The sequence below is a fragment of the Brevibacillus daliensis genome, from assembly GCF_021245735.1.
Taxonomy (GTDB): domain Bacteria; phylum Bacillota; class Bacilli; order Brevibacillales; family Brevibacillaceae; genus Brevibacillus_B; species Brevibacillus_B daliensis.
On record NZ_JAJISB010000019.1, the window covers coordinates 21,573 to 36,234 of the forward strand.

17 protein-coding genes and 2 tRNA genes are annotated in these 14,662 nt (G+C 42.8%); 18 read left to right on the forward strand and 1 reads right to left on the reverse strand.

What is annotated here, in order from left to right; translation table 11 throughout:
- Positions 1-6: 6 nt before the first annotated feature.
- Positions 7-1,293, reverse strand: a complete 1,287-nt coding sequence (gene kynU / locus LM917_RS14710) for a kynureninase (RefSeq protein WP_232698291.1) — start codon at positions 1,291-1,293, stop codon at positions 7-9.
- A 185-nt stretch (positions 1,294-1,478) separates the two neighbouring features.
- Here kynU and LM917_RS14715 point away from each other — a divergent pair, with 185 nt between their 5' ends.
- From LM917_RS14715 to LM917_RS14800, 18 genes are all read left to right on the forward strand, one after another.
- A complete protein-coding gene (locus tag LM917_RS14715; protein WP_232698292.1) occupies positions 1,479-2,108 on the forward strand; it encodes a TetR/AcrR family transcriptional regulator in 630 nt (209 codons plus the stop codon).
- A gap of 143 nt (positions 2,109-2,251) precedes the next feature.
- Positions 2,252-3,016: an IclR family transcriptional regulator gene (locus tag LM917_RS14720; RefSeq protein ID WP_232698293.1), complete on the forward strand. Its 765-nt coding sequence runs from the start codon at positions 2,252-2,254 to the stop codon at positions 3,014-3,016.
- A gap of 91 nt (positions 3,017-3,107) precedes the next feature.
- Complete coding sequence (locus LM917_RS14725) at positions 3,108-4,475, forward strand: MFS transporter (RefSeq protein ID WP_232698294.1); 1,368 nt, start codon at positions 3,108-3,110, stop codon at positions 4,473-4,475.
- On the forward strand, positions 4,475-5,014 hold the full coding sequence (locus LM917_RS14730; RefSeq protein WP_232698295.1) for a 3-hydroxyanthranilate 3,4-dioxygenase: 540 nt from the start codon (positions 4,475-4,477) through the stop codon (positions 5,012-5,014). Before LM917_RS14725 ends, LM917_RS14730 begins: the two co-directional genes overlap by 1 nt.
- Positions 4,999-5,997, forward strand: coding sequence for an amidohydrolase family protein (locus tag LM917_RS14735; protein ID WP_232698296.1), 999 nt, complete (start codon positions 4,999-5,001; stop codon positions 5,995-5,997). The genes LM917_RS14730 and LM917_RS14735 overlap by 16 nt, the downstream gene beginning before the upstream one ends.
- A 56-nt stretch (positions 5,998-6,053) precedes the next feature.
- A complete protein-coding gene (locus tag LM917_RS14740; RefSeq protein ID WP_232698297.1) occupies positions 6,054-6,512 on the forward strand; it encodes a RidA family protein in 459 nt (152 codons plus the stop codon).
- A 15-nt stretch (positions 6,513-6,527) separates the two neighbouring features.
- Complete coding sequence (locus tag LM917_RS14745) at positions 6,528-7,997, forward strand: aldehyde dehydrogenase (protein ID WP_232698298.1); 1,470 nt, start codon at positions 6,528-6,530, stop codon at positions 7,995-7,997.
- Positions 7,998-8,103: 106 nt separating this feature from the next.
- Positions 8,104-8,883: a 2-keto-4-pentenoate hydratase gene (locus LM917_RS14750; RefSeq protein WP_232698299.1), complete on the forward strand. Its 780-nt coding sequence runs from the start codon at positions 8,104-8,106 to the stop codon at positions 8,881-8,883.
- 13 nt (positions 8,884-8,896) lie between these two features.
- Positions 8,897-9,784 carry an acetaldehyde dehydrogenase (acetylating) gene (locus LM917_RS14755; RefSeq protein ID WP_232698300.1) on the forward strand — a complete coding sequence of 296 codons (888 nt, stop codon included), beginning with the start codon at positions 8,897-8,899 and terminating at the stop codon, positions 9,782-9,784.
- A complete protein-coding gene (gene dmpG / locus LM917_RS14760; protein WP_232698301.1) occupies positions 9,768-10,784 on the forward strand; it encodes a 4-hydroxy-2-oxovalerate aldolase in 1,017 nt (338 codons plus the stop codon). The genes LM917_RS14755 and dmpG overlap by 17 nt, the downstream gene beginning before the upstream one ends.
- Before the next feature lie 43 nt (positions 10,785-10,827).
- Positions 10,828-11,616: a 2-keto-4-pentenoate hydratase gene (locus tag LM917_RS14765; RefSeq protein ID WP_232698302.1), complete on the forward strand. Its 789-nt coding sequence runs from the start codon at positions 10,828-10,830 to the stop codon at positions 11,614-11,616.
- Positions 11,617-11,668: 52 nt separating this feature from the next.
- Positions 11,669-11,854, forward strand: a complete 186-nt coding sequence (gene thmT, locus LM917_RS14770; RefSeq protein WP_232698303.1) for a 2-hydroxymuconate tautomerase — start codon at positions 11,669-11,671, stop codon at positions 11,852-11,854.
- A gap of 239 nt (positions 11,855-12,093) precedes the next feature.
- Positions 12,094-12,234 carry a hypothetical protein gene (locus tag LM917_RS14775; RefSeq protein ID WP_232698304.1) on the forward strand — a complete coding sequence of 47 codons (141 nt, stop codon included), beginning with the start codon at positions 12,094-12,096 and terminating at the stop codon, positions 12,232-12,234.
- Positions 12,212-12,469: a hypothetical protein gene (locus LM917_RS14780; protein WP_232698305.1), complete on the forward strand. Its 258-nt coding sequence runs from the start codon at positions 12,212-12,214 to the stop codon at positions 12,467-12,469. Before LM917_RS14775 ends, LM917_RS14780 begins: the two co-directional genes overlap by 23 nt.
- 352 nt (positions 12,470-12,821) lie before the next feature.
- The gene (locus LM917_RS14785) at positions 12,822-13,073 is read left to right on the forward strand and encodes a hypothetical protein (protein WP_232698306.1); all 252 of its coding nucleotides are present in this window, start codon (positions 12,822-12,824) and stop codon (positions 13,071-13,073) included.
- Between the two features lie 242 nt (positions 13,074-13,315).
- Positions 13,316-13,392 (forward strand) — tRNA-Ile (locus tag LM917_RS14790).
- A 44-nt stretch (positions 13,393-13,436) separates the two neighbouring features.
- Positions 13,437-13,512: transfer RNA gene (locus LM917_RS14795), tRNA-Val, on the forward strand.
- A 583-nt stretch (positions 13,513-14,095) separates the two neighbouring features.
- Positions 14,096-14,356, forward strand: coding sequence for a tyrosine-type recombinase/integrase (locus LM917_RS14800; protein WP_232698307.1), 261 nt, complete (start codon positions 14,096-14,098; stop codon positions 14,354-14,356).
- The last annotated feature ends 306 nt before the right edge of the window (positions 14,357-14,662 follow it).

Genomic DNA, 14,662 nt, shown 5'->3' on the forward strand with positions numbered 1-14,662 from the left:
TAGCTGCTAGGCAATAACGCCCCGCTTGTTTTCATATATCTCATATGCTTTTTCTGCCATGATTTTTTTTAAGGTCTGAACAGATTCATATACTTCTGTATAAGAGTTATAAAGAGCTACGGGTGCCAGTCGCACGATATTTGGCGCACGGAAATCAGGGGTAATGCCACGATCCTTCAATGCCTTGCAGATACGTACTGCTTCTTCATGCTGCAAGCATACATGTCCACCACGAAGATGATCTTCGTCAGGGTTCCCAATGGTAAAGCCAACATCACCTAACTCATTTTTGATCAAATCCATCATATATCGTGTTAGTTGCAAGGATTTTTTTCTGATCTGGTCAATTCCCGCTTCATGGAACATTTCCAGCGAGCCAATAAGCGGTGCCAGGCTCAGGATGTGAGGAGTTCCTACCTGATATGCCCCTGCATCATGCGTCGGAACAAATTCATGTGCCATTTCAAATTGTTTTTCCTTATCCGAACCAAACCAACCAGCAAGACCTGGATACGTGCCAAAATGTTTGCGGTTCACATACAGAGACCCTACTCCGCCTGGTCCTGCATTCAGATATTTGTAATTACACCAGAACGCAAAATCAACATCCCAATCACTGAAGTAATGGGGTACTGAGCCAACGGAGTGACAACCGTCAAAACCGATCAGGATACCATGCTTATGTGCCTCTTCCGTCAGTCTCTTCATATCAAGCAGCTGTCCGCTACGATAAAATACAGCTGGCATAATAATAACCGCGATTTCATCTGACATGGCTGCGATAATATCATCTTCAGCAATTGTTAATCCATCACGAGACTTGATACGGATCAGATGCTTCTCATGATCGTAACCATGCATGCGTAGCTGACTTTGGATCGCATAAATATCCGTTGGGAAATCAAGCTCGTTCGCCATGATTTTTGTACGCTTTCCTTCAGGTTTATAAAAAGTAGCCAGAATTTGATGAAGATTAGATGTTGTGGAACCGGTTACAATAACCTCGTCAGCATGAGCGCCAACGAGTGGAGCCATCTGTTCTCCCAATTTTTCTGAGATATAGAACCAGGGATGCGTCCCCTGTGACCAGCCGTCAATACCAATGGTTTTCCAATCTTCAAAACATTCAAGCAATGTTTTTTCTGCTCTTTTGGACGTCAGCCCAAGAGAATTACCGTCTAAATAGATGCCATCAGGATGCAGATAAAATTCATTGCGAAAATGAGCAAGCGGATCTTGTGAATCTAATAGTGATGCAAAATCTTTCGATGGAGAAAAGAGATAGTTGGACATGGAATCCTCCTTTGTTAGTTATGCAGAATCTGTAACTTAACCATAGATTACAAACAACCTGACATAGTGTCAACATTTTATGAATTATATTCTAAAAAATCTGAAAAAATTCAAGTGTGACATCCTTTATCTTTTCATTTCCCTGATTGAACGTTATCCTATTAGCTAAAGGAGGCAAGAGAAAGTTGGAACATTTAAACACAAATGAGGTTGAAGTGGTGGATGGAAGGCACTTAAGATCAATAGCTACCAGACAAAAATTATTGGATGCCGGTTGCGAGATTTTCTTGTCTGAAGGGTTTCAAAAAGCTACCATTTCACAAATTATAAAAAAGGCAAAAACGGGCTACGGGACGGCATATGTCCATTTCACTGGCAAGGATGACCTACTTGTGGTTCTAATGGAAGACGTAATGAGTGAATTTTTTACGATAGCACATACGCCTTTCGCTCCTAAAACCAAAGCAGAAGCAAAGCAAATCATTTATCAACAGGTACTGCGTTTTCTGCAACTGGCAGAATCAGAAAAAAATATGATGCGTGTGTTTGCAGAAGCGATTGGCTTATCTGCCATTGTGAATGCCAAATGGGAAGAGATTCGTAAACAGTTTATCGAGAGTATCACCAGAGATATTACGTATGGACAAAAACATGGATTAATTCGTACTGATGTGAAACCAGAGTTGGCTGCACGAGGGTGGTTTTATTCCAATGAGATGTACCAATGGGAAATTGTAAAAGACATCAAAATCGCTTCTTTGGAAGAGATCGCAGCGACGTTAACCAATATGTATACCGATGGTTTATATGTGTGAATATTGCTAAAATAAGAAAAAAAGAATTTACGAAATGCATCCCTACGTTATAGAATAGGATGCATACGATGTTATTATCGAATGGCGTTCGACAATATCGAACAAAATGACGAAATAGTAAGATAATTGCGAGAGGGGAACTTATGAGCGATCGTTTAATTCAATCTGTGGCAAGATCACTTGATATCCTGGAACAGTTCAGTTTCACTCAGACCGAACTTAGCGTGAAAGAGATTAGTGAAGGTGTGAAATTATCAAAAAGCACTGTGCACGGACTAATCAAGACACTGTCCCAGCGCGGATATCTCGAACAAAACCAGGAAAATCAAAAATATAAATTAGGCTTACGATTATTCGAACTGGGAAATGTAGTTGCTGGCAACATGGAAATACGTCAGATAGCTGCCCCCATTATTGCCCAGTTAGGTGAAACACTTCAGGAAACGGTCCATCTTGTAATCAGAGATGGAAATCAAGCCGTGTATGTAGAAAAAAGAGATGGTCCAGGTTCCATTCGTATGTATTCACAGTACGGAAAGCGGGCACCTCTTCATTGCACGGGGGTAGGGAAAGCTATCCTCGCTTTTTTGCCAGAGAAGGTTATGGAGCAAATTTTAATAGAGTCAGAAATGGTAGCGTTTACACCTAAAACCTTGACCGATCCAGAAAAAATCAAGGAAGAGTTATCAATTACTCGTGACAGGGGGTATGCCATCGATGACGAAGAGATTGAATTGGGTCTCACATGTATTGCTGCTCCAATCTTTAATCATAAGAAAGAAGTGATAGCATCCATCAGCTGTGCCGGTCTCAAGTTTCGTTATCTGGAGGAAAGTCAGGAAATGAGACCACAACAAGTTATTCAAGCTGCGAAAGAAATTTCCCGACGTCTCGGATGGAAGGAATAGTAAAATGGCTAGATGGATAAAGGAGGTGATCATTCTTACGTCATGTAATGGCTAACACGTTAATGCTAAGATACGGTGGAGGTTTGTAGCTATGAAAACAGTTCGTGTTGCTGAAGTAATGGGAAATAGTAAATTCTCCGGATTTCATATGACAATTTTTTTCTGGTGTGCCTTTAGTATTATCTGCGATGGATATGACCTTAATATGTATGGTGTTGTTTTACCGACCTTGATGGCGGAATGGAGTCTCACTTCAGTTGAAGCAGGTGCGATGGGAAGTTACGCCTTATTTGGCATGATGGTGGGGGCTTTCCTGTTTGCTCCACTTGCAGATATGATAGGTAGAAAGAAAGTATTAATACTTTGTCTTACGTTGTTTAGTGCAGTAACCTTTTTAATTGCTTTCTCCCCTAATCCTACTGTTTTTTCTGTCCTGCGTTTTATTGCAGGTCTTGGACTTGGTGGATTGATGCCTAACGTAATCGCTATGATGACTGAATATTCACCTAAATCAAAAAGAAATATTCTAGTTGCAACCATGTATTCCGGCTATGCAATAGGCGGTATTATTGCATCCTTAATCGGCATTTACTTGATTCCTACAATGGGTTGGAACTTGTTGTTTATACTCGGAGGTTTGCCTCTTTTAGCAATTCCAATCATGATTAAAAAAATGCCTGAATCTTTGAACTATTATGTACAAAAGGAAGACTTCAAAACGTTGGCAGCTATTATGAACAAGGTAGATCCAACGGGAAATTATCATGAAACAGATCGTTACGTATTGGATAGCGAAACAGAGCAGCAGTCAAAAGAGACAGCTACAAAAATTCCGGTACAACGCTTATTTGAAGATAAACGCGCTCGAAGCACCTTTATGTTTTGGGTGTCATGCTTTAGCTGTCTCATCATGGTGTACGGGTTAAATACGTGGCTACCAAAACTGATGATGCAAGCAGGCTATCCACTAGGTTCCAGTCTTACTTTTATGCTGGTACTTAACTTTGGTTCTATTGTAGGCTCAGTGGTTGGAGGATGGCTGGCAGACAGAATTGGTGCTAAGAAAGTATTGCTGATGTTCTATGCACTAGGTGCTCTGTGCTTCATCCTTCTTGGTTTTAAAGCAGACACGCTCATCCTATATTTCTTAATTGCTATTGGTGGAGCTTGCTCCATTGGAACACAGAATCTTGCAAATCCATACATCGCAGAATATTATCCGAAAAATATGCGTGCAACAGGCATAGGATGGTCACTAGGGATAGGCCGAATCGGAGGAATCCTTGGTCCGACATTGGTAGGTTATTTGGTTGCCATGAACTTGCCGTTTCAAATGAATTTCTTGGCATTTGCAATTCCATGCTTATTCGGTGCTTTGGCTATCTTTCTTGTCCAAGAGAAGTACTCAAGTTATGACCGTTTAGTAGAAACCAAACAATTGAAGGAGAGTGTTTCATAATGGGAAAAAGCTATTCGCCAATCAACTTAATGCAATTTATTGAGGACCACAAGCATGAGCTTAAACCACCTGTAAACAACAAGGTGCTATGGAAAGATGCTGAATTGATGTTCATGTTATTAGGTGGACCTAACAAACGTCGCGATTTCCATGTAGACCCATCTGAGGAGATCTTCTATCAGATCAAGGGTGATTGCTATGTAGAGATTATCAACAAGGAAGGCAAGCGTGAGGTAATCACGGTGAAGGAAGGCGAGATTTTCTTATTGCCTCCTAACGTGCCACACTCTCCGCATCGTGTTCCTGATACGATTGGAATCGTTATTGAAAGAAACCGTGCAGAAGGTGAATTGGAGCATTTCATCTGGGTGTGCGATGAATGTGATAAAGTCATGCATCGTAAAACCGTGCAATTGACCAATATTGAAGTTCAAGTAAAAGAAGCTATTGAAGAGTTCAATGGTAGTGAAGAATTCCGTACATGCAAACATTGTGGGCATGTAATGACTGAGAATGTGGAGGAATGGAAATGCGAGTAGATTTTCATACGCATATCATTCCAGAGGATTTTCCTGATTTTACAGAAAAATTCGGTGGAGAACGCTGGCCAACCATGAACCGTACATGCGCGTGCGGAGCAAACATTATGGTGGCAGGCAAGGTGTTTCGCGAAGTAACGGACCAGGTATGGAGTCCGGAAAAACGCATTCAGGATATGGACCGAGAAGGTGTGGATATTCAGGTGCTTTCACCAATTCCTGTAACCTTCTCCTACTGGGCAGATACAGAGCCAGCTATGCTGATGTCAAAAATCCAGAATGATTTTATTGCAGAAACGGTACAAAAATACCCAGATCGTTTTATCGGTCTGGGGACCGTACCACTGCAAGATGTTGATGCAGCTATTCGTGAAATGGATCGGTGTATCAATGAACTAGGGCTAAAAGGGATTGAAATTGGCTCCAACGTAAATGGCGCTAATCTCGATGATCCAAGATTGATTCCATTTTTCGAGATGTGTGAAAAGTGGAGAGTCCCTCTCTTCATTCACCCGTGGGAAACGATGGGAAGAGATCGCCTTCCCAGGCATAATTTTATGTACACAATCGGTATGCCTAGTGAAACAGCGCTGGCTGCAGCAAGTCTTGTTAATAGCGGATTAATGGAAAAATTCCCGAATCTGCAAGTCTGCTTTGCGCATGGAGGAGGCTCCTTCCCTTATATCCTGCCAAGACTGGATAAAGGCTGGGAAGTTTGGCCGCATTTGCGCCTGACAACCCATCCGCCAAGCTATTATGCTAAGAATTTTTATTTTGATTCGCTTGTTTATGATCCATTAAACATCAAGTATCTGATTGATCGCTTCGGTGCAGATAAAATCGTAGTTGGGTCTGATTATCCATTCCTACTACGAGAAATTCCACCTGGTGAGGTTATTGATAAGACTCCAGATTTATCAGAGAAAGATCGGAAGCTCATTCTTGGTGAAAATGCGCTGAGATTCTTGAATTGTGAAAAGTAATAGTTGTACCCGAGATAAGGTATAAAGACTCGTAAAGAGAGGGGCAAAACAGAAAAATGGCAGAAAAAATTATGACTCCGGAAGAAAAAATAGAGAGCTTAGGCTTACAGCTAACTGAGCCACGTAAGGCTGTCGGAAACTATGTTGCTTGCGTACAAACGGGCAATCTACTGTTCACGGCAGGACAGGGTGTGGATCAATACCGTGGCAAGGTTGGAGAAGATTTCGACGTTGAAGAAGGCTATTTGGCTGCAAGACAATCCATGTTGAATTTGTTAAGTGCGGTTAAAGGGGAATTGGGAGAATTAAGCCGTGTGAAGCGAGTGGTTAAAATCCTTGGCTTCGTAAACTGCACCCCTGATTTTACCGATCAGCCAAAAGTAATGAACGGTGCTTCTGACCTGTTGGTAGAGGTATTCGGAGAAAAAGGCAAGCACGGTAGATCAGCAGTAGGCATGCAACAATTACCGGGTAATACTGCTGTAGAAATCGAGATGATTCTGGAAATCGAATAGAGGGGCGGTAGGTGTATGAGTGATCAGTTGTTAGATAAAAAAGTTAACGTTCAGGACGCGCGTCTTTTTATTAATGGAGAATATGTAGATGCATTGTCAGGTCAGACGTTTGAAACAAGTAACCCTGCTACGAATCGTCCTTTGGCACGGGTAGCTAACGCTTCTGAAGAAGATGTAAACCGAGCGGTTGAAGTAGCGCAGCGCACATTTGAGAGTGGTGTCTGGAGTGAAATGCCTGTTGAAGAACGTTCTCGGATATTGTGCAGAATGTCTGATCTGATAATGGAACGTGCAGATGAAATTGCTCTGGTTGAAACGTTGGATGTAGGTAAACCAATCAATGAGAGCAGAGGCTTTGATATTCCTCGTGCGGCACAAAATCTTCGCTTTTTTGCAGAGATGGCGAAGTATGTTCACGCTGAGCACTACGAAATGGGACGTTTCTCTTCGTACAGCACCTATGCACCTGCAGGGGTGACAAGCCTGATTATTCCGTGGAACCTGCCATTCATGCAGATGACTTGGAAAGCATCGGCTGCACTTGCCGCAGGTAATACGGTATTGGTAAAACCAGCTTCTTATACACCGCTAAGTGCTGTAATGCTGGGAGATATCGCTAATGAAGCAGGTCTTCCGCCAGGGGTTCTCAATATTGTGACAGGTCCGGGTGGAACAGTGGGAACAGCAATGACGACTCATCCGAATGTACGCAGAATTTCATTCGTTGGTGAGACGACTACTGGTAAAACCGTTATGCAAAATGCAGCTTCCCAACTGATCCCTGTCTCTCTTGAGCTAGGCGGAAAATCAGCAAACATCGTATTTGAAGATGCTGATCTGGAAGAAGCAGTAAAAGGCTCCATTGAGGCGATTTATCGTAACCAAGGTGAAATTTGTCTAGCTGGCTCCCGTTTATTGGTTCAGGAGAGCATATATGATCGTTTCCTGGAAATGTTCGTAGAAGCTGCGTCCAAGATTAAAGTGGGAGATCCGTTAAATGAAGAGACTGAGATGGGTGCGCTCGTATCCAAAGGTCACTTGAACACGGTTGATGAATATGTACAAATCGGTTTGCAAGAAGGGGCTAAGCTAGGGTTTGGAGGTAAACGCCTGACTGAGCTTGGAGAAGGAAACTATTATACTCCAACCGTCTTGTACGATGTGGATAATAAAATGCGTGTGGCACAGGAAGAGATTTTTGGACCAGTAGTAGTAGTCATTCCGTTCAAGACAGAAGAGGATGCGATTCGCATTGCTAACGATTCTATCTACGGTCTGGCTGGGGTGGTCTGGACGAATGACCTGCGACGAGCTCATCGTGTAGCGAACCGTGTTCAATCCGGATTACTGTGGGTGAACTGCTGGTATGTACGTGATCTGCGTACTCCGTTTGGTGGTTCCAAAGCAAGTGGTATTGGACGTGAAGGCGGACGACACAGTTTTGATTTCTATACAGAAGCTAAGACGATTACGATGAAGCGATAGGTAGCCATTTGAACTTCCAGCGTTTCGTTATAGATAGAGATATTTTTAGACATTGGATAGTTTGATGGATAGAGAGAACGCATGATGAATTTCGGGAGGGAGAACGATGAGCAATTTAATAGAAGAAATCGCAACAGAATTACTAGAAGCAGAAGAGAGTAAACAAGCAATTTTGCCGCTTACAGGTAGATATGAAGAGCTAACAGTAGAAGACTCTTATGCCATTCAGTTACATGTGATTGAACAGAAGTTAAAATCGGGACGTACGATTATCGGTAAGAAGGTAGGGTTAACCAGCAAGGCCATGCAACAAATGTTGGGTGTAAACGAGCCGGATTATGGACATTTGCTAGATGATATGAAGGTGGAGGATTCACAGACAGTTTCTGTGGATCGTTTCCTTTCACCAAGGGTGGAAGCTGAAATCGGTTTTGTCCTGAAGGATGATCTGGTCGGACCAAACGTTACTTTTTTAGATGTACTGATGGCTACTGATTATGTACTGCCTACCATTGAAATTATCGACAGCCGCATTGCCGATTGGAAAATAAAATTGGTAGATACCGTAGCAGACAACGGCTCATCTGCAATGGTTGTTGTGGGAGATAAAAAGACATCGATTGCCGGCTTAGATTTACGTACGGTAGGGATGAATTTCTTTAAAAATGGACAGCAAATTGCAACAGGTGCGGGTGCAGCAGCATTGGGGCATCCAGCTCATGCCGTTGCGTGGCTTGCTAATAAACTACACGAGTTCGGTATTACGCTAAAAGCAGGAGAAATCATTCTTCCGGGTGCTTTATCCAAAGCGGAAGATGTATGTAGTGGTGATACAATCACAGCTGATTTCGGAGTATTGGGAACCGTTTCTGTAGAATTTAAATAAAGGAGGGAACCAGGTGGGTAAGGTAAAAGCTGCCATCATCGGATCAGGAAATATTGGTACTGACCTGATGTATAAAATGCTACGAAGCGATGTACTGGAATTAACAACGTTGATCGGAATCGACCCTGAATCAGATGGCTTGCGTCGGGCAAAAGAATTGGGGATCGGGACATCTGCGGATGGTATCGATGCGATCGTAAAAAATCCGGAGATCGCAGACATCGTATTTGACGCTACATCTGCCAAAACACATGTACGTCATGCTAAAGTGCTGCGTGAATTGGGCAAAATCGCAGTTGACTTGACACCAGCAGCACGTGGGCCTTTTGTAAGCCCTGCAATTCAGTCTGATATTTCTCTTGATGTAGATAACGTGAATATGATTACCTGTGGTGGGCAGGCAACGATTCCTATCGTTTATGCCATAAATGAAGTAGCTGACGTTCGTTATGCCGAAATCGTAGCGACAATTTCCAGTAAAAGTGCAGGTCCAGGTACACGAGCAAATATTGATGAGTTTACCATTACAACTAAAAGAGGTCTTGAGATCGTGGGTGGAGCAGATCGAGGCAAAGCTCTGATTATTCTAAATCCTGCTGAACCTCCTATCTTAATGAGAGACACTGTTTACTGTGAAGTGAAGCAAATGGACGAGGAAAAAATCCGACAGGCAATCACCGACATGGTAGAAACGGTGCGTCAATATGTTCCTGGCTATCGTTTGAAGCAAGAACCAATGTTTGAAGAGAATAAAGTAACGGTTTTCCTTGAAGTTGAAGGCGCTGGAGATTATTTCCCTGCTTATGCTGGTAATCTGGATATCATGACGGCGGCTGCCCTTCGTGTAGGAGAGAACTATGCGGTGCGATTGAAGGAGGGCAAGTATGAAACGCAACAGTGATAAACTAATCAAAATCACAGAGGTCTGTCTTCGAGACGGTAGCCATGCGATTGCACACCAGTTTACGGAGGAGCATGTGCGTTCCGTGTCGCGTGCGCTGGATCAGGCAGGCATGCATTATATTGAAGTAAGTCATGGCGACGGTCTAGGTGGTTCAACCTTGCAATATGGACGTTCTCTGACAGATGAAATGAAGTTAATTGAAGCCGCCGTTGAAGAATGTAAACAAGCAACGGTTGCCGTACTGCTTATCCCTGGTATCGGTACAGTAGATGAGTTGAAACAAGCAAAAAACCTCGGAGCAGGTCTCGTGCGAGTGGCGACGCATGTTACGGAGGCAGATGTTTCTGCTCAGCATATTTCCCTAGCGCGTGAATTGGGCATGGAGTCTCTCGGTTTTCTCATGATGGCACATTCGGCGCCTGTGGAAAAACTGGTGGAACAAGCCAAATTAATGGAAAGCTATGGAGCAGAAGCGGTCTATATAACCGATTCCGCGGGAGCGCTTTTGCCAGATCAGGTACGGGAACGTGTTCGTGCCCTGCGTCAATCTCTGGATATTGAGATTGGATTCCATGCGCATAACAATCTGTCACTTGCTGTAGCCAATACACTGGTTGCAATTGAAGAAGGTGCGACTCGCATCGATGGTAGTGTTCGCTGTCTAGGGGCAGGTGCCGGAAATGCGCAGACCGAAGTATTGGTCAGCGTGTTGGATCGCATGGGTGTTAACGTGGGCATTGATATTTATAAAATGATGGATTTGGCTGAGGATATTGTGGCACCGATCCTGCACAGACCTCAGGAAATTAACAAAGGAAGTCTGGTTCTAGGCTATGCAGGTGTATATTCCAGTTTCTTGTTACATGCTGAGCGTGCAGGAAAACGTTTTGGTATTGATCCACGCGATATTTTGATAGAGTTGGGCAGAAGAAAAGCTGTGGGTGGACAAGAAGATATGATTTTGGATGTGGCTGCTGAACTGGCGGGAAGCAGATAATACGATTTTTATAGATCAGACAGGGAACAGGAGGCAGATTTACATGAGCATCACACAGGATATGGCGCAGGATATCGTTACCTATCTATATGAAGCAGAAAAAGAGTGCAAGGAAGTCACCAAGGTCACAGATCGTTATCCCGATCTACAAATCGAGGAAGCATACAACTTGCAGGACCAATTAATTGAACGTAAAATCCAGGATGGCAACCGTCGCATTGGGATTAAGCTAGGGCTAACCAGCGAGGCAAAACAGAAAATGATGGGTGTCCATGAAGCAATTTATGGAACGCTATTACATGACATGTTAGCTTATGAATGGGAACCAATCGATTGCTCACAGTTAATCCATCCAAAAGCTGAACCAGAAATTGCGTTCTTCATGGCGGAAGATTTACAAGGCACCAATGTAACAGCAGAAGATGTACTGCAAGCTACACAATTTGTAGCCGCAGCTATTGAGATTATTGACAGCCGTTATGAGAATTTTCGTTTTACATTAACAGATGTAGTTGCAGATAACTGCTCTTCGGCTCGTTTTGTCATTGGTAGTAAAATGGTTTCCCCACAAGAGTTGAACTTGGTTACAGAAGGTATGGTCATGAGCAAAAACGGTGAAATAGCAGCAACAGGAACAGGCGCGGCAGTCTTGGGTAATCCAGCTACTGCAGTAGCCTGGGCTGTTAACAAGCTGGGCGAGCGTGGCGCAGGACTGAAAAAAGGTGATATTGTTCTCGCCGGGGCAATGTCGGAGGCAATTGCAATTGGTCCTGGCGATCATGTCCTTGTCCAATTTGACGGCTTGGGTAGTGTTTCATTGACCGGTAAATAAAAGAGGACGATATTCTTACATTTGCTAGTCGATAGTAGGGGAGGCAATCAGCATGCCGATTGTTCAGATTCAGGTGCTTCAAGGAAGAACAGATGAGCAAATCAATCATTTGATTAAAAACGTGACAGAGGCTACCGTCACTAGTCTGGAAGTGAAGCCAGAACAAGTGCGGGTCATTGTAACGGAGGTTCCACCGTCGAGATGGGCGGTTGGGGGAAAGAGTAAGGATATGTCTTAGAAGAGAAGTGGCGAGCATTCACCTGTACGATGCAGGTGAATGCTCGCTGTTTTTCTTTGTTAAAATCATTTCTTCCAGAGATAACTTAGCTGGGAGATCCTACATAGAACCCGAGTGGAAGAGTTTTGGGGTACGGATCAGTCTGCATATAACAGAGACCTGCCATCGTTTGGGAGAAATGTCACGTTTCCGAGGGTAAAGGAAAAAATTCCCACGTATTGATCAGGAGGAGCGGGAAAATGAGTTTTTGTTTATCGAGAGATGCAGTGTGGAAACCAGATGCTGCAACTCTTCAAGTATTAATGGAAGAGAATGAGAGGAGAAGAGCAGTGACAGCCGCTGCTGCTGTTAATCATAATGAATCCGGAACCAGTAGGTGAACAAAGTGGGTGGGAGATTGCAGGTGGCTTCCGTTACAGGAGCGGGAAAAAAGTTGCACAAGTAGTGACGGATACAGTTGAAGGTGCCTATAATTTGGTAACCAGTCCGATCGAGTCGGCAAAGAATATAGCAGGAAATGTACAAGTGTTAGTGGAAGATACCGTAGAGTTGAGGAATAAGCTGTATCATGGTTTTGATGGTACTGTGGTAAGTATTGTCGAACAGTATCAATAGTAGCTTAAAGCATTTGAAGAATTATCTGCCGATAAAAAGCGGAATTAGCGGGTGCAGGTTTGACTGGATTTGCTTCTTTTTTAGTTGGAAGATCCCTTAGCAAAGGGATGGAGCTCACCAAGGATCGGAAAGGGAACAAGTAAGAGAATACGGAACCTACTACACGGTTAAGTTATTCGGAGCCTTCTGATAAAAAAGGAACTCCCGCGACAGGAGAAAAATGATATTGATTTACTGAACTATGAGTTATTTGAGTCTAAATTGAAGGTATATTCAAATCGGATTATAGGACAGCGCATGATAGAACAGTTGGTTCAGGTCGTCCGTGGTATCCACCTGAGGGGGAATTGTCTTGGCTTCGTATGTATTACTGTTAAAAGAGTATGAAGACAATGAAATCGTTGTTTACAGATTTGGCCCAAATGAAAACATCATGGGGAAAATTGAATTGAATAAGGTAACTAGAAAATTTTCAGAATTAGAAACTTTGCCTAACCCTAATATTCCTTCCAAGTTTTATTTTGATAGAGCGGTTCAGGGACTGGTTGTTTGTTTAGTTAGGGAAGGCGGCACATTTCCTGAAAGAACAGCATTTGAATCATAATTTAATTGAATTAGGTTTTGTGCTTTACATATTTTTTGAGGACATCCAGTACCAAACGAATACATTATTTTTGGGAATTTGGTAATGTAAGGGATAGTATAAGTAAAAAAGATATAAAAATTTGTAGAAAATCATTATTTCCTCTTGAAATTCTCTTCAAAATCAGGTATATTTATTTTTGTCACTGAATTGCTTTTTAGAATTACTTGTCATTAATGACATACTTACCTAAAAGCAATAGAGGGCCCTTAGCTCAGTTGGTCAGAGCAGTCGGCTCATAACCGATAGGTCGTAGGTTCGAGTCCTACAGGGCCCACCATATACATATTTACGATTCACTAACTTCGTTTGAACATCAGATTTGATCCGGTAGCTCAGTTGGGAGAGCACCATCTTGACAGGGTGGGGGTCGCTGGTTCGAACCCAGTCCGGATCACCATACGCTTTAAAACCGCGTCAAATCAACGTTTTCAGCCGTCGGACATTACGGTGGACATGGCGAGGACATACCGTCAGGGTGGCGGTGGACTAAATACTGACTAACATACGCTCTCATTCCGAATATAAATCGGATGGGGGCGTTTTTTGTTGTGCAAAAGGACAAGCGCAAGGGTAAAAAACAACGCGGAGATAGATTCGCGGTAAGCTCGGAGTATTCGTTGGACGCGCTATTTGAGCGTTATTGTCACGTTAAGATCGCAGAGGGACGGAAAGACCGGACAATGCTATAATTTGCCAAGTTGGTTCTCTTTTGTTTCCTATCATGTCAGGACGTCTCTATACCACCTTCTAGAGCTTCTAAGCTTGCCTATAACGGTTAATGTCTTCAAAAAGGCATGTTCCTTTGGTCATTGCAGTCGGTTCCGCGAGCTCACTTACCTTTATAATGAAGCGTTACAAGTCTACACGGTTACGATAGGTGAGATAGTCCTATTAGCTATGTCGTAAATTGTTCGTAGAATTATTATTCTTAGTCAAATATCCTAATAAAACTTGGCAAATTAGTCGTAGAACACTATTGGATGATGTTGTTTTTACTTCATATAACACTTTGGGGAGCCAGAGAAATACAAGGTGATGTTGATAAATACGCTGACTTGGCGAACATGAAGGTCATTACACCGCATTCGTTTAGACATAGCTTTTGTAAGAATCTGGATAACGGTGGTGGAGTTGAGATTGAAGTCATAAGAAGATTGGTGCGACATGAAAGCATCCAGTCCACATCTATTTACATCGACCCTTCCCACGCAATACAAATGCAAGCATTGAATAACATGTAAATGCCCAGTACGGTACTTCTGAAGAACTGTATCACTTAGCGGGTGGCACAATTCTAAATTCCCTGTGGCTTATACAGTGTCTCATATGGGAGGACATACAAAATATACCCCACCCAGTGCCGAATCAAAGCAAAAGCCTTCTCTGTTCGTACCTAAACTTCGTTTGCTACGTACCAATATTTTCTGAATTAAGTGTACGTACACAATCAAAATAAGACTTGAACCATAAATTATTTACTTCCTTACTAAAATTTTTCTTAAAGTACTGGATCTGAGTCAATATCTTGGACACAAAAAAGTTAAGTG

Excerpts from the sequence above, each read along its gene's own strand:
- LM917_RS14745 (WP_232698298.1), top strand. The coding sequence starts at position 6,528 with ATGAGTGATCAGTTGTTAGATAAAAAAGTTAACGTTCAGGACGCGCGT.
- LM917_RS14780 (WP_232698305.1), top strand. The coding sequence starts at position 12,212 with ATGAATCCGGAACCAGTAGGTGAACAAAGTGGGTGGGAGATTGCAGGT.
- kynU (WP_232698291.1), bottom strand. The coding sequence starts at position 1,293 with ATGTCCAACTATCTCTTTTCTCCATCGAAAGATTTTGCATCACTATTA.
- LM917_RS14800 (WP_232698307.1), top strand. The coding sequence starts at position 14,096 with ATGATGTTGTTTTTACTTCATATAACACTTTGGGGAGCCAGAGAAATA.
- LM917_RS14730 (WP_232698295.1), top strand. The coding sequence starts at position 4,475 with ATGGGAAAAAGCTATTCGCCAATCAACTTAATGCAATTTATTGAGGAC.
- LM917_RS14740 (WP_232698297.1), top strand. The coding sequence starts at position 6,054 with ATGGCAGAAAAAATTATGACTCCGGAAGAAAAAATAGAGAGCTTAGGC.
- LM917_RS14725 (WP_232698294.1), top strand. The coding sequence starts at position 3,108 with ATGAAAACAGTTCGTGTTGCTGAAGTAATGGGAAATAGTAAATTCTCC.
- LM917_RS14720 (WP_232698293.1), top strand. The coding sequence starts at position 2,252 with ATGAGCGATCGTTTAATTCAATCTGTGGCAAGATCACTTGATATCCTG.
- dmpG (WP_232698301.1), top strand. The coding sequence starts at position 9,768 with ATGAAACGCAACAGTGATAAACTAATCAAAATCACAGAGGTCTGTCTT.
- LM917_RS14765 (WP_232698302.1), top strand. The coding sequence starts at position 10,828 with ATGAGCATCACACAGGATATGGCGCAGGATATCGTTACCTATCTATAT.
- thmT (WP_232698303.1), top strand. The coding sequence starts at position 11,669 with ATGCCGATTGTTCAGATTCAGGTGCTTCAAGGAAGAACAGATGAGCAA.
- LM917_RS14775 (WP_232698304.1), top strand. The coding sequence starts at position 12,094 with ATGAGTTTTTGTTTATCGAGAGATGCAGTGTGGAAACCAGATGCTGCA.
- LM917_RS14750 (WP_232698299.1), top strand. The coding sequence starts at position 8,104 with ATGAGCAATTTAATAGAAGAAATCGCAACAGAATTACTAGAAGCAGAA.
- LM917_RS14735 (WP_232698296.1), top strand. The coding sequence starts at position 4,999 with ATGGAAATGCGAGTAGATTTTCATACGCATATCATTCCAGAGGATTTT.